Origin of the sequence: Delftia sp. 11MD, assembly GCF_050907895.1 — a bacterium.
Classification (GTDB): Bacteria; Pseudomonadota; Gammaproteobacteria; order Burkholderiales; family Burkholderiaceae_C; genus Comamonas; species Comamonas tsuruhatensis.
The window spans coordinates 6483650-6504234 of record NZ_CP194333.1; the positions used below are offsets into that span (position 1 = coordinate 6483650).

The 20585-nt window shown below is 69.0% G+C and carries 17 protein-coding genes; 8 read left to right on the forward strand and 9 right to left on the reverse strand.

What is annotated here, in order from left to right; genetic code table 11:
• The first annotated feature begins 30 nt into the window (after positions 1–30).
• Positions 31–2064: an alkyl/aryl-sulfatase gene (locus ACRSCF_RS29715; protein WP_034366399.1), complete on the forward strand. Its 2034-nt coding sequence runs from the start codon at positions 31–33 to the stop codon at positions 2062–2064.
• Here ACRSCF_RS29715 and ACRSCF_RS29720 read toward each other — a convergent pair.
• Positions 2058–2789, reverse strand: a complete 732-nt coding sequence (locus tag ACRSCF_RS29720) for a uracil-DNA glycosylase (protein WP_017405881.1) — start codon at positions 2787–2789, stop codon at positions 2058–2060. The genes ACRSCF_RS29715 and ACRSCF_RS29720 overlap by 7 nt on opposite strands.
• Before the next feature lie 233 nt (positions 2790–3022).
• Between ACRSCF_RS29720 and ACRSCF_RS29725 the strand changes: the two genes are divergently transcribed.
• Positions 3023–4351, forward strand: a complete 1329-nt coding sequence (locus ACRSCF_RS29725; RefSeq protein ID WP_034366395.1) for a type II toxin-antitoxin system HipA family toxin — start codon at positions 3023–3025, stop codon at positions 4349–4351.
• A 5-nt stretch (positions 4352–4356) separates the two neighbouring features.
• Positions 4357–4680, forward strand: coding sequence for a helix-turn-helix domain-containing protein (locus ACRSCF_RS29730; protein WP_016449541.1), 324 nt, complete (start codon positions 4357–4359; stop codon positions 4678–4680).
• Here ACRSCF_RS29730 and trpC read toward each other — a convergent pair.
• From trpC to ACRSCF_RS29770, 8 genes are all read right to left on the reverse strand, one after another.
• On the reverse strand, positions 4677–5480 hold the full coding sequence (gene trpC, locus ACRSCF_RS29735; RefSeq protein ID WP_034366392.1) for an indole-3-glycerol phosphate synthase TrpC: 804 nt from the start codon (positions 5478–5480) through the stop codon (positions 4677–4679). The genes ACRSCF_RS29730 and trpC overlap by 4 nt on opposite strands.
• Before the next feature lie 50 nt (positions 5481–5530).
• Positions 5531–6565: an anthranilate phosphoribosyltransferase gene (trpD, locus tag ACRSCF_RS29740; RefSeq protein WP_013804671.1), complete on the reverse strand. Its 1035-nt coding sequence runs from the start codon at positions 6563–6565 to the stop codon at positions 5531–5533.
• Between the two features lie 29 nt (positions 6566–6594).
• Positions 6595–7182: an anthranilate synthase component II gene (locus ACRSCF_RS29745; RefSeq protein WP_034366390.1), complete on the reverse strand. Its 588-nt coding sequence runs from the start codon at positions 7180–7182 to the stop codon at positions 6595–6597.
• Positions 7183–7580: 398 nt separating this feature from the next.
• Positions 7581–8204, reverse strand: a complete 624-nt coding sequence (locus tag ACRSCF_RS29750) for a hypothetical protein (protein WP_034366387.1) — start codon at positions 8202–8204, stop codon at positions 7581–7583.
• A 28-nt stretch (positions 8205–8232) separates the two neighbouring features.
• Entirely contained in the window at positions 8233–9843 is a 1611-nt protein-coding gene (locus tag ACRSCF_RS29755) for a vWA domain-containing protein (RefSeq protein WP_244387649.1), read from the reverse strand.
• A gap of 2 nt (positions 9844–9845) precedes the next feature.
• A complete protein-coding gene (locus tag ACRSCF_RS29760; protein WP_244387650.1) occupies positions 9846–11090 on the reverse strand; it encodes a toxic anion resistance protein in 1245 nt (414 codons plus the stop codon).
• A 22-nt stretch (positions 11091–11112) separates the two neighbouring features.
• Positions 11113–12225: a hypothetical protein gene (locus ACRSCF_RS29765; protein WP_034366384.1), complete on the reverse strand. Its 1113-nt coding sequence runs from the start codon at positions 12223–12225 to the stop codon at positions 11113–11115.
• 163 nt (positions 12226–12388) lie between these two features.
• Entirely contained in the window at positions 12389–13885 is a 1497-nt protein-coding gene (locus ACRSCF_RS29770; RefSeq protein WP_244387651.1) for a hypothetical protein, read from the reverse strand.
• Positions 13886–14265: 380 nt separating this feature from the next.
• On the opposite strand from ACRSCF_RS29770, the gene ACRSCF_RS29775 reads away from it, so the two are divergent.
• The 5 genes from ACRSCF_RS29775 to rbbA are packed head-to-tail and all read left to right on the forward strand — an operon-like array spanning position 14266 to position 20584.
• Complete coding sequence (locus ACRSCF_RS29775; RefSeq protein WP_155294163.1) at positions 14266–14430, forward strand: hypothetical protein; 165 nt, start codon at positions 14266–14268, stop codon at positions 14428–14430.
• Positions 14431–14445: 15 nt separating this feature from the next.
• The gene (gene fabI, locus ACRSCF_RS29780) at positions 14446–15213 is read left to right on the forward strand and encodes an enoyl-ACP reductase FabI (protein ID WP_034366381.1); all 768 of its coding nucleotides are present in this window, start codon (positions 14446–14448) and stop codon (positions 15211–15213) included.
• A gap of 33 nt (positions 15214–15246) precedes the next feature.
• Positions 15247–16722 (forward strand): efflux transporter outer membrane subunit, encoded by a 1476-nt coding sequence (locus tag ACRSCF_RS29785; protein WP_244387652.1) that lies wholly within the window; start codon positions 15247–15249, stop codon positions 16720–16722.
• Positions 16723–16739: 17 nt separating this feature from the next.
• Positions 16740–17831, forward strand: a complete 1092-nt coding sequence (locus ACRSCF_RS29790) for an HlyD family secretion protein (protein WP_012202692.1) — start codon at positions 16740–16742, stop codon at positions 17829–17831.
• A complete protein-coding gene (gene rbbA, locus ACRSCF_RS29795) occupies positions 17828–20584 on the forward strand; it encodes a ribosome-associated ATPase/putative transporter RbbA (RefSeq protein ID WP_034366378.1) in 2757 nt (918 codons plus the stop codon). The genes ACRSCF_RS29790 and rbbA overlap by 4 nt, the downstream gene beginning before the upstream one ends.
• The last annotated feature ends 1 nt before the right edge of the window (position 20585 follow it).

The window sequence follows — 20585 nt, forward strand, 5'->3', positions numbered from 1 at the left end:
GACATCGAACACATGCCAGGAGACCTTCCCATGCAAGCCTCACACCCCCTGCCCCGCGCGCTGGCGCGCCCTTGCCGCCTGCTGGCCTGCCTGGCCGCCGCCGCCCTGCTGAGCGCCTGCGCAGGCAGCAGCCTGCCGGTCTCCGACATGGCCCGGCCACAGGCAGCCAGCGCGGCCACGCGCGCGGCCCAGCAGGCTGCGCTGGCGCAGCAGCCTCAGGACGACGCCCAGGCCATGGAGGACGCGCAACGCGGCCTGATCGCCTCGGCGGATGCGCTGGTGGTGCGCAATGCCCAGGGCCGGCCCATCTGGGGCATGCAGGCCTATGCATTCCTGCAGCAGGACCAGGCGCCCGACACCGTGCACCCCGCGCTGTGGCGCCAGGCACAGCGCAACCGCGTCAGCGGCCTGTTCCATGTGACGGACAGGCTCTACCAGGTGCGCGGCCTGGACCTGTCGAACATGAGCATCATCGAGGGCGAGACGGGCCTGATCGTGGTCGATCCGCTGATGTACACCGAGACCGCCCAGGCCGCCATGGACCTGTACTACCAGCACCGACCGCGCAAGCCCGTGGTGGCCGTCATCTACTCGCACAGCCATGTGGACCATTTCGGCGGCGTGCGCGGCGTGGTGCGCCAGGAAGAGGTGGATGCTGGCCGCGTGCAGGTCATCGCCCCGGCGGGCTTCATGGCCGAGGCCGTGGGCGAGAACGTGATCGCCGGCCATGCCATGGGCCGGCGCGCGCTCTACCAGTTCGGCATGCTGCTGCCGCGCGATGCCAGGGGACAGGTGGACGCAGGGCTGGGCAAGGCGGGTGCGCCCGGCACCATGGGGCTGATCGCGCCCACGCGCGTGATCGACAAGCCGCGCGAGACCCTGCGCATCGACGGCGTGGACATCGAGTTCACGCTCACGCCCGGGGCCGAGGCGCCGGCCGAGATGATCATGTACTACCCCCAGCTCAAGGTGCTGAACATGGCCGAGATCGCCGTGCACACCCAGCACAACCTGCTGCCGCTGCGCGGCGCCCAGGTGCGTGACGCGCTGGGCTGGTCCCGCCACCTGAACGACGCCCTGCACGCCTATGGCGGCAAGGCCGAGATCCTGATCGCCCAGCACCACTGGCCGGTCTGGGGCCAGCCCCGGCTGCAGCGCATGCTGGCCGGCCAGCGCGACACCTACAAATACCTGCACGACCAGACCGTGCGCCTCATGAACCACGGCTACGTGGGCTCGGAGATCGCCGAGATGCTGAAGATGCCCGAATCCCTGGCCCGCGACGGCGCCACACATGCCTTCTACGGCCACCTGCGCCACAACATCCGCGCCATCTACCAGCACTACCTGGGCTACTACGAAGGCAACCCGGCCCAGCTGGAGGCGCTGCCGCCCGTGCCCGCGGCGCGCAAGACCGTGGAATACATGGGTGGCGCCGACGCCGTGCTGCGCCGTGCGCAGGCCGACTACGAGCGCGGCGAATACCGCTGGGTGGCGCAGATCGCCTCGCAGCTGGTCTTTGCCGACCCGGCCAACCAGGCCGCGCGCCGTCTGGCGGCCAATGCCTATGAGCAGCTGGGCTACCAGATGGAATCGGCCACGGCCCGCAATGCCTTCCTGCAGGGCGCGGCGGAGCTGCGCCAGGGCGTGCCCCAACTTCCCAGGCCCGGCAGCGCCGCGCGCGACCTGGTGCGCAGCCTGCCGCTGGAGATGTTCTTCGACTACCTGGGCGTGCGGCTGGACGCCGGCAAGGCCGCAGGCCAGCGCATCGTGCTCAACTGGACCTTCACCGACACCGGCGAGCAGCGCAGCCTGAACCTGGAGAACAGCGCCCTCACCCAGAGCCCGGGCCTTGCGCCCGCCGCCCACGCGAGCCTGCGCCTGACGCGCGCCACGCTGGACGCCATTGCAGGCCAGGAGACCACGATGGCCGAGGCCATCAAGAGCGGCCAGCTGCGCATCGAGGGCGACGCCTCCAAGGTGACGGCGCTCATGTCCATGCTGGACCGCTTCGACAGCGTGTTCCCCATCGTGGAGCCACGCCCCGAGCGGGCCGCTCAGTAACCGTGCTGTGCGCGGAAGTCGCGCGCCTTGCCGAAGTGCCCGTTGCCGATGAAGGGCACGGGCGGGCGCAGCGCCGACAGAGGCGAGGGATGGTTGCTGGTCAGCACCAGATGGCCCCGGTCGGCCGGAATGAAGGCGCGTTTGGACTGCGCATGGCTGCCCCAGAGCATGAAGACCACGGGGCGCGTGCCCTGGGCGATGTGCCGGATCACCGCATCGGTCAGCAGCTCCCAGCCCTTGCCCGAGTGGCTGGCCGCCTGGCCTTCCTCCACCGTGAGACAGGTGTTGAGCAGCAGCACGCCGTTCCTGGCCCACTTGACCAGGCTGCCGCCCGGGTTGGGGAACGGCGGGAAGGGCACGCCCAGGTCACGCTGCATCTCCTTGAAGATGTTCTGCAGCGAGGGCGGCATGCGCACGCCCGGCGCCACCGAGAACGACAGGCCTTCGGCCTGCCCCCGGCCGTGGTAGGGGTCCTGCCCCAGGATGACCACGCGCACCTCATCGGGCGGGGTCAGCTCCAGCGCGCGCAGCGGCTGGGGCGGAAAGATCACCGCGCCGGCTTCCAGGCGCTGGTGCAGAAAGGTCAGCAGCTGCTGGCCCGTGGCACCCGCGAAGAAGTCCTCGACCAGGGGCTGCCAGTCGGGCGCAACGGGCCAGTCGGCGGGATCGGCGGATTGGAGTTGGTCGGCTTGCGCCGGGGCGATTGCGTCGTCTTGAAGGGCCATGGCGGATGGGGGCACCGCCGCCACATGCCGAGGCAGCAGCCTCCCTCAAAAAAGTACAGCTGAAATGCATGGGCGCAAGCGCCATGCCTGTTGGATCACGGCAAGCATACCTTTCCCTGCGGCGGGGAGGTACGTCCGCCTCCAATGGCGTCCTAAAGACAGACAATGGTTACACGGAAAAACATACGAAAAACCTTGATTCAGCCCAATGCTTTACCTAGAATTTCGTGTAAATGACCGCAAACTGCACTCTACAACTGCACCACTGCAGCGCCTGGCACGACGTCGCGAGCGTGGACCTGCGCGGGCAGCAAGGAGAAGGCTGGAAGGCCAGCACCTACTCGGGCTATACCGTGGACTGGGCGGTCCAGCATGCGGGCGCCACCGATGCCCGCGCCCTTTGTGCCCGTTGGCCTGTGGGGCTGGAGCCCCTGCAGCAGGTGCATTGGCCAGTCTTTCTGATCGACATGCTGCCTCAAGGCTTTGGTCGGCGCGAGCTGCTGCAACGCCTGGGCCAATCTCCCCTGGCAGGTGCGGTTGCCGACTGGCAGTTGCTGCTGGCCGGGGCAGGTAACCCCATAGGAAACCTGCGCGTCAAGGAAGCGGCGCAATGGCTGGGCAACCATGGGGGAGGCATGCGCGGGTTCACCGACGAGGAGGTTGCGCAACGCGGCGACGAGTTCTCCGAGTACCTTGCCTCGCATGGCCTGTTTGTTGCCGGGTCCTCCGGGATACAAGGCGAGTGGCCCAAGGTGCTGCTGACACGCGCCCAGGATGGTCTGCTGTACCTGGACCACACCCTTGCGGACGAGCAGGCGGTGCAGCACTACATCGTCAAGTTCGGACGCGGCACCGACCCGCAGCTGGCCTGCATCCTCAGGCATGAGGCCACCTATATGCGTCTGGCCGCCGATCTGGGACTGCGGGTGCATGCACCGCTGGAGTTGCACCAGCGTGCGCTGTTCATACGACGGTTTGACCGGCAGGTGCGCCAGGGCGCGGTCACGCGACTGGCGCAGGAAAGCATTGCCACGCTGACCGGCATGCCAGGCTTCGAAGCCGTGCCCGACCATGACACGGTCTGCCTGGAGCTGATGCGGCACTGCAGCCACCCGCAGCAGGAAGTGCTCGAATACATCAAACGCGACATTGCCAACCTGGCCCTGGGCAACAAGGACAACCACGCGCGCAACACCGCCGTGCAGCGCGGTTTCGATGGCCGCATCGCGCTCACGCCCCTGTACGACTTTGCGCCCATGTATCTCCACCCGGACGGCATTGCCCGACGCATCCGCTGGCGGGATGAACAGGGCGGCCGGCCCGATTGGGGCCGTGTGCTGGATAGCGTCTGTGCGCTGGCCGCGCAGCTCCCTCGAAAACGCCGGGGCACGCAGTCGGATCCGTTGCAGCGCGATCCACTGGTGAAAGGCCTCAAGGCCATGATTCCCGCGCTGGAGCGCATCGCCGCAGACGGTCTGGCGCTAGGGCTGGAGCCCGAGGTTCTCGGCCACCTGCGTCCCGCCCTCCTGGCACGTGCGCAGGAGCTCGCTGCGCTGCGCTGAAGACCATGGACAAGCGTTTCACCCCCATTCCCATTGCCCAGCAGCTGGAGCTGCGCAGGCAGGCCATTGACGATGTGCTGGCCCACCCCGAATGGTCTTTGCCGCAGGCCGTGCGGCATCTGAAGAAGACCATGCGGCTGACCACGGCCGAGATGGCCAAGCTTTGCGGCGTTTCCTATAGAACGCTGCAGGACATCGAGCAGGAGCGCAGCGAAGGCAGCGTGCAGACCATGAACCGCATCTTGGCCATGCTGGGGCTCAAGCTCGGGGTGGTGCGCATCGTGCGGACCCCGGATTCACCGGCCGGCCCGCACAACGACGCGTCTTAGGCAAACAGCTTGGCCAGCGCCTCCCCCGGCTCCTTGGCGCGCATGAAGGCCTCGCCCACCAGGAAGCCGTGGATACCGGCATCGCGCATGGCCTTGACGTCCTCGCGGCTGCCGATGCCCGACTCGGTGACCAGCAGGCGGTCGGCGGGCACGTTCTTTTGCAGGTCCAGCGTGGTCTGGATGCTGACCTCGAAGCTGCGCAGGTTGCGGTTGTTGATGCCCACCAGCGGGGTCTTGAGGCGCAGGGCGCGGTCCAGCTCGGCGCCGTCATGGACCTCGACCAGCACGGCCATGTCCAGGCTGTGGGCGATCTGTTCCATCTCGGCCATCTGCGCGTCGTCCAGGCAGGCGGCGATCAGCAGCACGCAGTCGGCGCCCATGGCCCGCGATTCGTAGATCTGGTAGGGATCGACCATGAAGTCCTTGCGCAGCACGGGCAGGTGGCAGCTGGCGCGCGCCTGCTTGAGATAGTCCACGCTGCCCTGGAAGAACTGCTTGTCGGTCAGCACCGAGAGGCAGGTGGCGCTGACGCCCTTGCCGTCGCCATCGGCATAGCTTTGCGCGATGTCGGCGGGGATGAAGTCCTCGCGGATCACGCCCTTGCTGGGGCTGGCCTTCTTGATCTCGGCGATCACGCCGGCCTGGCCGGCGGCGATCTTGGCGCGCAGCGCGCCCACGAAGTCGCGCGTGAGCACGCGGCTTTCGGCGTCGCGGCGCATGTCCGCGAAGGGCATGCGCTTCTGGGCGGCCGCCACTTCCTGCACTTTCACGTCGCAGATTTGCTTGAGGATGTCGGACACGTTGCTTTCCTTGGTTTCTTGTATTCGGTGGTCGATGGGGGCTGCGCGGCTCAGGCCGTCAGCCGGGCCGTGTAGGCCACGAGTTCGTTGAGCTTGGCCAGGGCAGCGCCGCTGTCCAGCGCCGCCTGGGCGCGGGCCATGCCGTCCTCGATGCTGGAGGCCACGTTGGCCGCATACAGGGCAGCACCCGCGTTCAGGCAGACGATGTCGCGCGCGGCACTCTTTTCGCCATGGAGCACGCCCAGCAGCATGGCCTTGGATTCCTCGGGATTGTCCACCTTGAAGGCGCGCGTGCCCACCATGCGCAGGCCGAAGTCCTCGGGATGGATCTCGTACTCGCGCACCACGCCGTCCTTGAGCTCGCCCACCAGGGTGCCCGCGCCCAGGCTGATCTCGTCCAGGCCGTCGCGGCCATAGACCACGATGGCGTGCTCGGCGCCCAGGCGCTGCAGCGCGCGCACCTGGATGCCGACCAGGTCCTCGTGGAACACGCCCATGAGGATGTTGGGCGCGCTGGCCGGATTGGTCAGCGGGCCCAGGATGTTGAAGATGGTGCGTACGCCCAGCTCCTTGCGCACGGGCGCCACGTTCTTCATGGCCGGGTGGTGGTTGGGCGCGAACATGAAGCCGATGCCCACGTCGGCGATGCTGCGCGCGATCTGCTCGGGGCTGAGCTGGATGTTGACGCCCAGCGCCTCCATGGCGTCGGCGCTGCCGCTCTTGCTGCTGACGCTGCGCCCGCCGTGCTTGCTGACCTTGCCGCCCGCCGCCGCGATCACGAAGATGGAGCAGGTGGAGATGTTGAAGGTGTTGGCGCCATCGCCGCCCGTGCCCACGATGTCCACCAGGTGGCGCTTGTCCTCCACATGGACCTTGTTGGAGAACTCGCGCATGACCTCGGCCGCGGCCGTGATCTCGCCGATGGTCTCCTTCTTCACGCGCAGGCCGGTGACGATGGCCGCCGTCATCACGGGCGACAGCTCGCCGCGCATGATCAGGCGCATCAGGTGCAGCATCTCGTCGTGGAAGATTTCGCGGTGCTCGATGGTGCGCTGCAGCGCTTCCTGGGGGGTGATCTGGGTCATTGCGGTGTCTCGGTTGGGTGCCGGCCTGCTCAGGCCTTCTGTTCCAGGAAATTCTTGAGCATGGCATGGCCATGCTCGGTGAGGATGCTCTCGGGGTGGAATTGCACGCCCTCGATGGCCAGGCTGGTGTGGCGCACGCCCTGGATCTCGCCGTCCTCGCTGGTGGCCGTGATCTCCAGGCATGCGGGCAGGCTGGAGCGCGCGATGGCCAGCGAGTGGTAGCGGTTGACCGTGAACTGCTCGGGCAGGTCGGCGAACACGCCCTTGCGGTCGGTGGTGATGACGCTGGTCTTGCCATGCATCTGCTGGCCCGCGCGCACGATGTCGCCGCCGAAGGCCGCGCCAATGCTCTGATGGCCCAGGCACACGCCCAGGATGGGCAGGCGGCCCGCGAAGTGCTGGATGGCCGCCACGGAAATACCGGCTTCGGCCGGCGAGCAGGGGCCGGGCGAGATCACCAGGCGGTCGATCTTCTCGCGCTCGACCAGGGCGATCACCTCGTCCAGCGTGGCCTCGTCATTGCGCACCACGGCGACATCGGCACCCAGCTCGCCGAAGTACTGGACGATGTTGTAGGTGAAGCTGTCGTAGTTGTCGATCATCAGCAGTCTGGTCATACCGGCTCCTGGGTCTCAAAGGGAAAAACGGGTGGCGCGGGCATGCCGCAGCGAAGGCTGGCGCGGGAATGCGCGCAATGCTGCCTGGGTCTGGAAGGGGGAATCTGAGGGCATCTGGGCAATCTCCTGGGTTCTGGGAGCCGCCGTGCCGGGGAGCCATCTGCTGAGTGAGCCTTGCTGCCGTCACGGCGGCAAGGTGCGGTACGCAACCGCGACGACGTGCCGCTTCCTTATTGGAAGCGCCACCACTGTGCAACGATGATCGAAACGGGCGTACCGTTCATGGCTGTCTTGGATCGAGAGTTCAGGTGTCTGGAAGACGGGAATGCAGCAGGCTGCATGGCGAAGCATGCTAACACAGGGTCCGCGCAGCGTGGCGGGACGACCCTGCAGGCGCCTCACTTCAGGAAATCCGGCTGGTCGAACTTCTGCTTCAAGAAGCGGCCATTGGCCAGCAGCGCCTGCGCGTCGCTGGCAGCCACATGGGCCACCACCTGCTGCATCTGCCCGGCCAGCAGCGCCAGCTGCTCGGTCAGCAATTGCCTGGGCGTCTTGCCGTCCTGCACGGGCTGGGTGACACGGAACAGCGGCGGCAGCGCCGCATAGTGCGACAGCGTGGCGGGCAGGTACTGCAGCACCGTCTCGCGCACGGTGAACAGGCCGTCGTTGAAGACCGGGCCGGCCTCGGCCAGCGAGGGCAGCACCTCGTGCACCGAGCCGCGCACGCTGTCCAGGTGCTTTTGCATCTCGGGCGTGAGCATCGGGCGGGCTTTTTGCACCAGCTCGTCGATGCGTTCGCGGATGTCCTCGGCGCTCCAGTGCTGCTGCAGCGCCCGCTCGAAGCTGGCGCCCGCGGGCTGCAGGGCCCAACCCAGCAGCAGGCCCGCGACGTACAGGCCCAGGGTGATCCAGCCCCAGCCGGCGCCGATCACGCCAGCAAACAGCAGCACCGGCCCCAGCAGGGCCAGCGCCAGGCCGGCGAGGTTGCCGTTGCCGTAGAAGAAAAGCTGCAGGCGGCGCATCAGGCAGGTCCGATCGCTGGCGGCGCTGTCACTGGTAGCCCCGGATTTCCTTGAACACCAGCGGCAGCCCGCTCTTGCCGGTGTTGCGCGCATCGAAGGCGCGCCCGCCCGTCAGCGCGGCCAGGGCCTGCATTTCGCCGGACTGCGCCTCGCCAAAGATGATGGGAAAGACGCGCACCAGCGGCGCGCCGCCGTCGCGCGCCATGCGCTGCTCGCGCTCGAACGCGGCCCAGTCGCGGCCGGCCGTGTTGGCGCCATCGGTCAGCAGCACGATGCTGACGAAGCGCTCGGGATCGGCCCGCAGTTCCTGGCGGGCCTGCTGCTGGGCCAGCGTGAGCGCGTCGTAGATGGCCGTGCCGCCGTCGGCCACCAGGCTGTCGGCATAGGCCAGCACCTGGGCGCTTGCGGCCTGCAGGTCGCCCGCCGCGAACTGCACGCGCGCGGGCTGGCCGACCAGGCCCGAAAACGGAATCAGCAGCACGCGCTCGCGCGCCTGGAAGGCGGCATAGCGCTGGCTGGCGGCCGAGGCCTCGGCGCCGGACAGCAGCTTGAGCGCCTCCTTCATCTGCGCCAGCCGCGCACCCTTCATGGAGCCGCTCACGTCCAGCACGAAGATGCTGGTGGCCGGACGGCGCAGATCGCTCTGGTAGGCCGAGAGCACGGCATCGATCACCTCCAGCCGGTTCGGAAAGCTCAACTCCACCACGGGCGCCGTGGGCAGCGCCGGGCTGGCCTGTGCCTCGGGGCTGGCGGGGCGCAGCTGGGCCTGGCGCAGCGGCTGGCCCTGGAAGGCGGAGGCCTTGAACTGGGCGACCAGCCGGTCATAGTCTGCGCGCCGGGCAGCGTTGAGCAGCATCAGCGGATAGTCGGCCGAGATCACGCCGTCGCGCGGGTAGACCAGGGTGAGCCGGTCGGCGGCGGGCAGCTTCTCGTTCAGGCGCAGGATCACGGCCTCGTAGTTGACCAGCGCATCGACGGCGCCGGGCTCGCGCTCGAAGGCCTCGGCCAGCCAGCCGGAGCTGCCGGCGGTGAGCTTCTGGCCCGACAGGAAGTCCTTGAGCACCTTGGCATTGACTTCCCTGGCGTCCAGGTCCTCGGTCTTGCCGGCCACGGCCGAGGCCACGGCGAACAGTGCGCTCATGCCGGTGTTGGAACTGGCCGGATTGGTCATGCCGTAGCGCAGCCGGCCCTGGGCGGCAGCGCGTGCGATGTCGGCCCAGGTGGGCGGTGCCTTGTCCCAGCCCAGCTTTTGCAGCACGGGAGCCTTCACGCCCAGGGCCACGCGCGAGTAGAAAAGCTTTTCGCGCGCCAGCGGCTTGTTTGCCAGCGCCAGCGCGGGATAGGCGCCATTGGGCGGCAGGATGGCGTCGTACTGCTCGCCCGCATTGATGCGCTCGACCATCTCCAGCGTGCCCGCATAGCTGAGCTTGAGCGGCACGCCCGCCGCCGTGGCGGCCTGCTCCAGCGCGGGCGCCACGTCCTTGAGCTCGGAGCCGGCCAACACGGTGAATGCACCCTGGGGAGCGGCGGACGGATCGGACCTGGCGGCGGCCTGCGGCGCGGGTTCGGGCGACTTGCCGCAGCCGGCCAGGGCCAGCGCAAGGCCCAGCAGCCACCAGGCCGCCAGGCGCCGGAACATGCTCACAGCACCACCTCGCCGGCGGGCGCCTGCAGCGCCTCGCGCACGTCTTCGCGGCGGCTCTTTTCCAGATAGGCGCGGGACTTGTCCACCTCCTGCGACAGCGTGTCCACCGTGGTCTGCATGGAGGCCAGGGCCTTGACCTTGAAGTCGGCCATGGCGTCCATGGTCTGGTAGATGTTGCCGAAGGCCTGCTGCAGTCTGGCGATGTCGATGGTGCTGCTGGCCGCCTGCTCGTGGATCTTGCCGCTTTGCTCGCGCAGCAGCTCGCTGGTGCCGGCGATCAGGTTGCCCGTGGTGGTGTTCAGCGCCGTGATCTGGTCCAGCACCAGCTTCTGGTTGGCCAGCGCCTGCGCCACGATGACGGCCGTGCGCAGGGCAGAGACCGTGGTGGTGGTCGCGCGGTCCACGCCCTTGGCCAGTTCGAGGTTGTTCTTGCGCACCAGGTCCAGCGCCAGGTAGCCCTGCACGTTCACCGCCATCTGGGTGAGCAGGTCGGTGACCTTCTGGCGTGCGTAGAACAGCATGTCCTCGCGCACCACGCGCGCCTTTTCCGGGTCGCTGGCGTCCAGCTGCGCCGCCTTGGCCTCCAGCGCCGCGTCCAGCTTCTTGCCGATGTGGATGTATTTTTCCAGCCGCTCCATCAGGCCCCACAGGTTGGCCTTTTCCTGCTCGATGGCGGCGTTGTCGCGCAGCAGCTCGTCCTTGCCGCGCTTGAGGCTGTCGATGATGGCGTTCAGGTGGCTCTGGCTGGACTGGAACTTGTCGAAGTAGTCCACCAGCCTGTTGCCCATGGGGATCAGGCCCAGCAGCTTGCGCGGCTTGAACAGGTCGTCCTGGCGCGAGGGGTCCAGCGCCTCCACCTGGCGGCGCAGGTCGATCAGGCCCTGACCGATCTGGCTGCCCTGGTCGAACAGGCCGTTGTTCAGCGTCTTGACGGGACGCTCCAGCATGCGATTGGAGACGGCGGCAGCGGCCTGCACCTCCTTGTTGCCCATGCCGTGGATGCGCTCGACCGCGCCCTTGAAGGCGGGCGACTGGCTGTCGTTGGCGGTGATGTCGTCGATGAACTGCGCCACCTGCGCGTCCAGCTGCTGCACTTCCTCGGCCTTCAGGCGGACCTTGCCGCTGGCCGACTCGATGGGCACGGGCAGGGCGGGCGCGGGCGGCTCCAGCACGAAATCCTGCTCCTGTGCAGGCACGGCCACGGCGGCGATGGCCGTGGTGGTCTGGGGGGTGTTGCTCATCGGTTGCTCCTGGAACGTTCGGTCATTTGAAGCGCTGCTCCATGTCCACGATCATTCGCTCCAGCCACTCCTGGCTGGGCGGTTCGATCACATCCACCAGCTGCGCGGGCGCCTGCACGCCCTGCCCGGCCCAGCGCTCGGGGCCGTGCGTGTCGCCGCCGGTGCGAAAGCCGTATTCCTGCGCCAATGCGCGCAGCTGCGGGTCGGATTCGAGCAACTGGCCCACGCGCTCGCCTGCCGGCGTGTAGGGCACGAGCACATGCTTGGAATACAGCGTGGGCTGCGGGTAGAGCATCACCATCTCGCCGCTCCTGCGCTGCGGGTGACGCAGCAGGAACTCCACCAGCTGCGACTCATAGGCCACCAGCAGCGGCGCCTTGCCCATGCCCAGGGCCAGGTAGTCCTCGAACGGCCCGGCCGACGAGCTTTCCTGGAAGCCCTGGCGCAGGAACAGCGGCGCCACCTGCGGCATCACGCGCTCCAGGTCGGCCGGGCTCTGCACCACCTGCTGGCCGTTGAGCACATAGCTGGCCAGCGCCAGGTACATGGCCGCGCTGTTGGAGCTGCGCACATCGGTGCTGGCGGGCAGCACGGCCTTGCCGGTGGCAAAGGCGCCGGAGGCCTTCAGGTCACGCCAGCGCGTGCCCTTGCCGGCCATGGCCAGCAGGGCGGGAAGATCGGTCACGTAAAAGAAGTCGCCCTGCTTTTGCGCAACGCCGTTGGCGATCAGGATCTCGGCAATGGGCCGCCAGCTGGCGAACACGATGGGCGTGTAGAACGGCGTGTAGACCGTGGCGGCCCTGGCCGCCGCCTTGAGCTGGGCCGCAGCCGGCGCCCCCGAGGGAAAGCCGAAGTCGTACTGCTTGGGGTCGTAGCTGTTGGCAATGCTGCGCGAGCCGGCCTTTTGCACCGTCACCGTCACGCCGTGGCGCGCCAGCACGTCGCGCACGCGCTCGTCCTGGAAGAAGGCTTCCTTCTCGGAGCCGATCAGGCCGCGCGCCGTCACGGCCTGCTGCTGCGCCCGCTGCGCCTGGCGGTCCTGCACCAGGGCCGTGCGCGAGTACCAGACGCCGCCGCCCACGGCCGCCAGCAGCAGCGCCGCCAGCCCCGCCGCCAAAGCACGGCGCGCGTTCATTGAGAGGCTCCGCCCTGGATGACGGCAAGATGAAATTCGGTCATGAACGCGCGGGCCGTTGTCATGTCTTGTTCAAAAAAACTTCTTATACGGAAGTTTTGTGACACAACGACGACACACGGCCCGACACGCGCCCCTGCACGCGGTCAGCCCCCCGCAGACACTACTTCACCGCGATCCGCTCCGTGAAGCTGCGCCCGCTGGGCGTCTCGCGTTGCTGGCGCACGCGGTGGTCCACGAGCTGCTCCCAGGTCTGCATCTGGCGCTCGTCCGTCTTGCGCAGCGCGCCGGCAACCCGGTTGTCGGCCGTCTCGATCAGCGTGGTGATGCTGCTGCGGTCCTGCACCTTGATCAGATCGTAGTTGCCCGACTGAGGGTCCAGCATGCCGCGATTGCGCGCCTTCCTGGCATGGGCGTCCAGCGACTCGGTCACCACCTGGGCGATGGACTCGCCCGCCGAGCCCCTGGACTGCCGGGTGGTCTTTTGGCCGACCTGGTAGGCGGCCCGGCCGTCCTCGGTCACGGCGCCGAACTCATTGGTCTTTTCGTAGTCGCCGCTGAAGCTGGCCTGGAAATCGGCCAGACCGCTTTGCAGGGACTGCACGGAACGCTCCAGCCCGGAGAGCGCGACGATGGCGCCCGGCGCGGCCGGCGCCTGCGCGTTGTGCAGCTGACTGAAGGCACTCTTGAACATGTCCACCAGCGCCGCATCCGCACGGCCGCGCTGCGCGGCCACATCGAAGCGCTTCAGATGCTGGTCCAGCGCCGCCTGGCGCTGCGACGCGCTGGCGCCTGCGGGGGCATCGGACTCCAGGTTGACGGCCAGCTCGCCGGCCGCGCCCTTCATCGCCACCGATCGGCCATCGGCGCCCACATGCAGGCTGAACGAGGACAGGGGCTGCGAAGGCTTGGGGTTCTTGATGTCCAGGTCCAGGCCGGACAGCACGCTGCGATCGAAGTCCATCAGCTTGCCCAGTTCCAGCTGGGGCTTGCCCGGCTTTCCCAGGCCTTCCAGCGCTTCGTCCAGCCCGTCGGCCAGCTGGGCGATGGCCGCGCTCTCGGCCTGGCTCAAGGTGCCGGAACTCTTGACCTCGACCCGCAGCCCGCTGCTGCTGCCCGCTTCGCTGCCGTCGTTCGTGGCAATCCGCAGCTCCACGGTCTGGCCCGATTGCGTGCGGATCTTCAGGCTCACGGTGGCAGCGCCCACGGACACATCGCTCAGTGCGGACTTGTCCAGGGCCTGCGCATCCGCGCTGCCTGCGACGGAGTCGGCCGCCGTGGGCGCCTGGTACTCCGCCACCGTCTGTTGGTAGTCCGACGGCGTGGCCGCAAAGCGCGACAGCAGGGCGCCGCCCAGGCCGCGCCAGCGGTCGGCCAGGCTGGCCGATGGGCCCAGGCCCAGGTTGCGCGCCATCAGGGTGCTGATGTCGTCCCTGTCTTGCGAGGCCCAGGCCCGGGTCAGCCTGAACTGCCCCAGTTCCACGGGCTGCGGTTTGGCATAGATGACGCTGGACCCTGTGGACTGGCCCAGCGTGACCTGCGTGCCCGGGTCGGCGGGTGCAGCAGCTGCCGTGGTCGCTGACGACCTCACGGACACCGTGGGCCGCATGCCCGCTGCGCTGGCGGCAAAGCTGGCGCCGGTGGATGAAATGCTGGTCATGGATTGATCGTCTTCCTTCGGTCTTGTCTTGACTGAATGGCGGCCCCAGGCCTTTGCAGGCAGGGGATTTTCTCTGTCCACGGACCATCGGCAGATTTCCGGTTTTCTTTACCTCCCATGCACCAATATGGTGTGAATACCTTGTATTCATTGAAATCCGGCCAATACAGGGAATGCTCGGCTGTTGGCGCAAAAAGACACCATTGCTCTACTGGGCACAGCAACCGGCGGCAAGCGGCATTCTCCCCGTGAGGCAGCCCTCTTTGACCTGAGTCAAGACTATGGAGTGAACTGCATCGATATAACGAAACGGCATCGCCAAAATCGGTCGCTGCAGTGCAACATAGATAGAATGAAAAAGACCAGGAGACGATATTGGCATGCAAACCTTTGATTTGCATGCATCAAAACAAGCTATCAAAAGCTTCGTAGTCACAGGAAATACAAACATTCGCCGTGGCGCATATGTCGGCAATGCCGCGCCATGCCCCGTGATTCCTGACGAAGCCGCCCCAAGGCGGCCTGTTTCCCGGCAGACCTTCTGATCTGGAGCATTCGAGATGACGCTATTGGCTGGCAAAAAAGGCCTGATCGTCGGCATCGCCAACCGCGACAGCATTGCCTGGGCCTGTGCCCGGGCCATGCATGCGGCGGGCGCCGAGATCGGCGCGACCTGGCAGAACGACAAGGCCCGGGCGCATGTGGAGCCCCTGCTCGACGAGATCGGTGCCGAGCTGCGCATGCCGCTGGACGTGGGCGACGACGAGCAGATGCGCGCGCTGTTCGATGCCGCCGCCGTGCGCTGGGGCCGGCTGGACTTCGTGCTGCACGCCGTGGCCTACGCCCCGCGCAAGGACCTGCAGGGCCGCGTGGCAGACAGCTCCCGCGAGGGCTTTGCGCTGGCCATGGACATCTCCTGCCACTCCTTCATCCGCATGGCCCACCTGGCCGAGCCGCTGATGGCCGCCAGCGGCGGCAGCCTCATGACGCTGAGCTACCTGGGCGCCAGCGAGGTCATGCCGCACTACGGAATCATGGGCCCGGTCAAGGCCGCGCTGGAGTCCACCACGCGCTACCTGGCGGCCGAGCTCGGCCCCTCGCGCATCCGCGTCAATGCCGTCTCGCCCGGGCCCATCGCCACGCGCGCGGCCTCGGGCATTGCCGCGTTCGATGAACTCGTGGCCGACAGCGTGCGCCGCTCGCCCATTGCCGGCGAATTGCAGCCCGACGACGTGGGGCCGCTGTGCGCCTTCCTGGCCTCGGACGGGGCGCGCGCCATCACGGGCTGCACGCTGTATGTCGATGGCGGCCACCACATCCTCAACTAGCGGCTGCCGCACCGGCACCCCGCAGCACTGCAGATGACCCTCCCATTCCCCCGAACCGCCGCCGCCGCGCTGGCAGCCGCACTGGCCGCCGCCCTGGCGGGATGTGCCTCCCTGGCGCCGCCGCACGAGCCGCCGCCCCTGCCCACGCCCGAGGCCTGGCCTGCCCATCTGCAGGCGGGCGCCCAGGGTGTCACCGCCGCCGGCCTGCCCTGGCGCGACTACTTCACCGACCCCGTGCTGCGCCAGCTGATCGCCACCGCGCTGGAGCACAACCGCGACCTGCGCGTGGCCGCGCTGCGCGCCGAAGAGGCGCGCGCGGCCTTCCAGATCCAGCGCTCCGAGCTGTTCCCGGCCATTGGCGTGGGCGGCCAGGCCGCACGGGCGCGCGTGCCTGGCGACCTCAACCTCTCGGGCCGCTCCGTGGTCAGCGGCGAGTACCGCGCCGAGGTCGGCTTCAGCAGCTGGGAGCTGGACCTGTGGGGCCGCGTGCGCAGCCTCAAGGACGCGGCCCTGCAGACCTGGCTGGCCAGCGATGCGGGCCGCCACGCCGTGCAGACCGCGCTGATCGCCCAGGTGGCCGACGGCTACCTGGGCCTGCGCGAGCTGGACGAGCGCGTGGCCATTGCGCGCGAGACGCTGGCCACGCGCCAGGAATCCTTTCGCATCTTCACGCGCCGCGAGGCCGTGGGCGCCAGCTCGCGCCTGCAGCTGGCCCAGGTCCAGACCCTGCTGACCCAGGCGCAGGCCCTGCTGGCCCAGCTGGAGCTGGCACGCGCGCAGCAGCTGCACGCCCTGGCCCAGCTGGTCGGCGCCCACCCGGGTCCGCTGCCCGCCGCCGCACCCTTTGACGACGCCCTGGTGCTGGCCGAGCTGCGGCCGGGCCTGCCCTCGGAGCTGCTCACGGCGCGGCCCGACATTGCCGCGGCCGAGCACCAGCTGCGCGCGGCCCGGGCCCAGATCGGCGCGGCGCGCGCCGCCTTCTTCCCGCGCATTGCGCTCACGGCCCGCTGGGGCACGGCCAGCGCCGAACTCGACGGCCTGTTCGACGGCGGCAGCCGCGCCTGGGCCTTCGTGCCCACGGTGTCCCTGCCCATCTTCGACGGCGGCCGGCGCCGCGCCAACCTGGAGCTGGGCGAGATCCGCAGCGACATGGCCGTGGCCCAGTACGAGAAAGCCATCCAGACCGCCTTCCGCGAGGTGGCCGACGGCCTGGCCGCGCGCCGCTGGCTGTCCGAACAGATCACCGTGCAGCGCACCGCCGTGCAGGCCCAGGCCGAGCGCGCGCGGCTGGCGCAGCTGCGCTACGACAACGGCTCGGCCGCCTACCTGGAGGTGCTGGACGCCCAGCGCGACCTGCTGGCCGCACGCCAGCAACTGGTGCAGGCGCGGCGCGCCCTGCTGTCCAGCCAGGTGGGCCTGTATGCCGCCCTGGGCGGCGGCAGCGGGGCGGAACCTGCCGCGCTGCCCGCCACCGTGCCGGCCACGCCTGCCGATCCCCCGAATTCCTGAAGCATCCGGACCCGCCCATGGACAAGAACACCTCTCTGAAGAACAAGATCGTGCCGATCGCCGCCGTGGCGGTCCTGGCCCTCGTGGCCTGGTGGGCCTGGAAGACCTTCACGCCCAAGGGCCCGGGCGAGGGCTTCGTCGGCAGCAATGGCCGGGTCGAGGCCACCGAGATCGACATCTCCACCAAGCTGCCCGGCCGCGTGGAGGAAATCCTGGTGCGCGAGGGCGACTTCGTGCAGGCCGGCCAGCCCGTGGCGCGCATGCAGATCGACACCCTGCGCGCCCAGCGCCAGGAAGCCGACGCCATGCGCCAGCAGGCCGAGCACAGCGTGGCCGCGGCCGAGGCCCAGGTCACCCTGCGCCGCAGCGACCTGGCCGCCGCCCAGGCCCTGATCGTGCAGCGCGAGACCGAGGTGGACGCCGCGCAGCGCCGCTTCAAGCGCTCGGAAACGCTGGCGCGCGAGGGTGCCTCCTCGGTGCAGGAGCTCGATGACGACCGCGCCCGCGTGCGCGGCAGCGAGGCGGCGCTGGCCGCCACGCGCGCACAGGCCGCCGCTGCCCAGGCCGCCGTGAAGGCGGCCGAGGCCCAGGTGGTGGGCGTGCGCTCCCAGGTGCAGGCGGCCACAGCCACGGTGGCGCGCGTGCAGGCCGACATCGACGACGGCGTGCTCAAGGCCCCGCGCGACGGCCGCGTGCAGCTGCGCGTGGCCCAGCCCGGCGAGGTGCTGGGCGCAGGCGGGCGCGTGCTCAACCTGCTGGACCTGTCCGATGTCTACATGACCTTCTTCGTGCCCGAGACCGCCGCCGGGCGCATCGCCCTGGGCAGCGAGGTGCGCCTGGTGCTGGACGCCGCGCCCGAGTACGTGATCCCGGCCCGCGTCTCCTTCGTCGCCAGCCAGGCCCAGTTCACGCCCAAGACCGTGGAGACCGCCAGCGAGCGCCAGAAGCTGATGTTCCGCGTGCGCGCCCAGATCCCGCCGGAGCTGCTGCGCCGCCATCTGGAACAGGTCAAGACCGGCGTGCCCGGCATGGCCTGGCTGCGCACCGATGCCAGCCATGAGTGGCCCGCCAACCTGGCCATCAAGCTGCCAGCCCAGCCCGCGCAATGAGCCAGAGCACGACGCCCCACGCCAGCGGCTGGGTCGTGCGCCTGAAGGGCGTGCACCAGCGCTATGGCCAGGTCGAGGCGCTGGCGGGCATCGACCTGGACATTCCCGAAGGCCGCATGGTCGGCCTGATCGGGCCGGACGGCGTGGGCAAGTCCAGCCTCATGGCGCTGATCTCCGGGGCGCGCCAGATCCAGGAAGGCAGCGTCGAGGTGCTGGGCGGCGACATGGCCCAGCGCCGGCACCGCGAGGCCGTCTGCCCGCGCGTGGCCTACATGCCGCAGGGCCTGGGGCGCAACCTCTATCCCACGCTGTCGGTGGAGGAGAACCTGCAGTTCTTCGCGCGCCTGTTCGGCCATGACGCGGCCGAGCGGCGGCGCCGCATCGACGACCTCACCCAGGCCACGGGCCTGCGCAAATTCCTGGAGCGGCCGGCCGGCAAGCTGTCGGGCGGCATGAAGCAGAAGCTGGGCCTGTGCTGCGCGCTGATCCACGACCCCGACCTGCTCATTCTTGACGAGCCCACCACGGGCGTGGACCCGCTGGCGCGCGCCCAGTTCTGGGACCTGATCGCGCGCATCCGCCGCCAGCGCCCCGGCATGAGCGTGCTGGTGGCCACGGCCTACATGGACGAGGCCCAGCGCTTCGACTGGCTGGTGGCCATGGACGAGGGCCGCGTGCTGGCCACGGGCACGCCGGCCGAGCTGCTGCAGCGCACGGACAGCCGCTCGCTGGAAGAGGCCTTCATCGCCCTGCTGCCCGAAGAGAAAAAGCGCGGCCATGCGCCCGTCACCATTGCACCCCTGCCCGAGGGCGGCGAGGACGACATCGCCATCGAGGCCAGGGACCTGACCATGCGATTTGGCGACTTCGTCGCCGTGGACCATGTGTCCTTCCGCATCCGCCGCGGCGAGATCTTCGGCTTCCTGGGCTCCAACGGCTGCGGCAAGAGCACCACCATGAAGATGCTGACCGGCCTGCTGCCGGCCAGCGAGGGCCAGGCCTGGCTGTTCGGCCAGCCCGTGGACCCGCGCGACATCGACACGCGCCGCCGCGTGGGCTACATGACCCAGGCGTTCTCGCTGTACGGCGAGCTGACCGTGCACCAGAACCTGGTGCTGCACGCGCGCCTGTTCGGCGTGCCCGAGGCGAACATTCCCGCGCGCGTGGCCGAGATGCTGCAGCGCTTCGACCTGGAGGCCGCGCAGCACAGCCTGCCGGCCGCCCTGCCGCTGGGCATGCGCCAGCGCCTGTCGCTGGCCGTGGCCATGGTGCACAAGCCCGAGCTGCTCATCCTGGACGAGCCCACCTCGGGCGTGGACCCCGTGGCGCGCGACGGCTTCTGGCGCCTGCTGGTGGAGCTGTCGCGGCGCGACCGCGTGACCATCTTCATCTCCACCCACTTCATGAACGAGGCCGAGCGCTGCGACCGCATGTCCATGATGCATGCGGGCAAGGTGCTGGACAGCGACACGCCCGCGCGCCTGGTGGCCAAGCGCGGCGCGGCCACGCTGGAGGAAGCCTTCATCGGCTACCTGGTCGAGGCCGGTGGCGGCGAGGCCCCGGCCGCCGAGGAACCGGCCGCGCCTGCCGCCCCCGCTGCCGTGGAAACGCACGCTGCGCGCCGCCGCCATTTCAGCGCCCAGCGCATGCTCAGCTATGTCTGGCGCGAAGCGCTGGAGCTGCAGCGCGACCCGGTGCGCGCCACGCTGGCCCTGGTGGGCTCGCTGATCCTGATGTTCGTGATGGGCTACGGCATCAGCCTGGACGTGGAGGACCTGCGCTTTGCCGTGCTGGACCGCGACCAGACCACCATCAGCCGCAGCTATGCGATGAGCCTGTCGGGCTCGCGCTACTTCATCGAGCAGCCGCCGCTGACCGACTACGACGCACTGGACCGCCGCATGCGCAGCGGCGAGCTGACCCTGGCCATCGAGATCCCCCCGGGCTTTGCGCGCGATGTGCTGCGCGGCGGCTCCGTGCAGGTGGGCGCCTGGTTCGACGGCGCCATGCCCACGCGCGCCGAGACCGTGCGCGGCTACCTGCAGGGCATCCACCAGCACTGGCTGACCGAGCAGGCGCGCGAGCGCCTGGGCGTGGCGCCGGCCGGCCTCATCGACATCCAGACGCGCTTTCGCTACAACCCCGACGTGCGCAGCCTGCCGGCCATGGTGCCGGCCGTCATGCCCCTGCTGCTGCTGCTTTTGCCGGCCATGCTGACGGCGCTGGCCGTGGTGCGCGAGAAGGAAAGCGGCTCCATCACCAACCTCTACGTCACGCCGGTCACGCGCACCGAATTCCTGCTGGGCAAGCAACTGCCCTATGTGGTGCTGGCCATGCTGAACTTCCTGCTGATGTGCCTGATGGCCGTCACCCTGTTCGGCGTGCCCGTGACGGGCAGCTTTGCCACGCTGGCCCTGGCGGCGCTGATCTTCAGCGGCGCCTCCACGGGCTTCGGCCTGCTGGCCTCCACGCTGACGCGCAGCCAGATCGCCTCGATGTTCCTGGTGCTGATCGGCACGCTGATCCCCACCACGCAGTTCGCAGGCCTGGTCGACCCCGTGTCCTCGCTGGAGGGCGTGGGCCGCGCCATCGGCGAGGTCTATCCGGCCAGCCACATGATCGCCATCAGCCGCGGCGTGTTCAGCAAGGCGCTGGGCTTTCGGGAGCTGGCCGGCTCGTTCGGGCCGCTGCTGCTGTCCGTGCCGGTGATCCTGGGCCTGGCCATTGCACTGACCCGGAAGCAGGAGAGCTGAC

Bases quoted from the DNA above. Each gene is read 5' to 3' on its own strand.
- ACRSCF_RS29765 (WP_034366384.1), bottom strand. From the start codon at position 12,225: ATGAACGCGCGCCGTGCTTTGGCGGCGGGGCTGGCGGCGCTGCTGCTG.
- ACRSCF_RS29725 (WP_034366395.1), top strand. From the start codon at position 3,023: ATGACCGCAAACTGCACTCTACAACTGCACCACTGCAGCGCCTGGCAC.
- trpD (WP_013804671.1), bottom strand. From the start codon at position 6,565: ATGACCCAGATCACCCCCCAGGAAGCGCTGCAGCGCACCATCGAGCAC.
- ACRSCF_RS29730 (WP_016449541.1), top strand. From the start codon at position 4,357: ATGGACAAGCGTTTCACCCCCATTCCCATTGCCCAGCAGCTGGAGCTG.
- ACRSCF_RS29755 (WP_244387649.1), bottom strand. From the start codon at position 9,843: ATGTTCCGGCGCCTGGCGGCCTGGTGGCTGCTGGGCCTTGCGCTGGCC.
- ACRSCF_RS29750 (WP_034366387.1), bottom strand. From the start codon at position 8,204: ATGCGCCGCCTGCAGCTTTTCTTCTACGGCAACGGCAACCTCGCCGGC.
- ACRSCF_RS29790 (WP_012202692.1), top strand. From the start codon at position 16,740: ATGGACAAGAACACCTCTCTGAAGAACAAGATCGTGCCGATCGCCGCC.
- rbbA (WP_034366378.1), top strand. From the start codon at position 17,828: ATGAGCCAGAGCACGACGCCCCACGCCAGCGGCTGGGTCGTGCGCCTG.
- ACRSCF_RS29785 (WP_244387652.1), top strand. From the start codon at position 15,247: ATGACCCTCCCATTCCCCCGAACCGCCGCCGCCGCGCTGGCAGCCGCA.
- ACRSCF_RS29745 (WP_034366390.1), bottom strand. From the start codon at position 7,182: ATGACCAGACTGCTGATGATCGACAACTACGACAGCTTCACCTACAAC.
- ACRSCF_RS29715 (WP_034366399.1), top strand. From the start codon at position 31: ATGCAAGCCTCACACCCCCTGCCCCGCGCGCTGGCGCGCCCTTGCCGC.
- fabI (WP_034366381.1), top strand. From the start codon at position 14,446: ATGACGCTATTGGCTGGCAAAAAAGGCCTGATCGTCGGCATCGCCAAC.
- ACRSCF_RS29720 (WP_017405881.1), bottom strand. From the start codon at position 2,789: ATGGCCCTTCAAGACGACGCAATCGCCCCGGCGCAAGCCGACCAACTC.
- ACRSCF_RS29770 (WP_244387651.1), bottom strand. From the start codon at position 13,885: ATGACCAGCATTTCATCCACCGGCGCCAGCTTTGCCGCCAGCGCAGCG.
- ACRSCF_RS29760 (WP_244387650.1), bottom strand. From the start codon at position 11,090: ATGAGCAACACCCCCCAGACCACCACGGCCATCGCCGCCGTGGCCGTG.
- ACRSCF_RS29775 (WP_155294163.1), top strand. From the start codon at position 14,266: ATGCAAACCTTTGATTTGCATGCATCAAAACAAGCTATCAAAAGCTTC.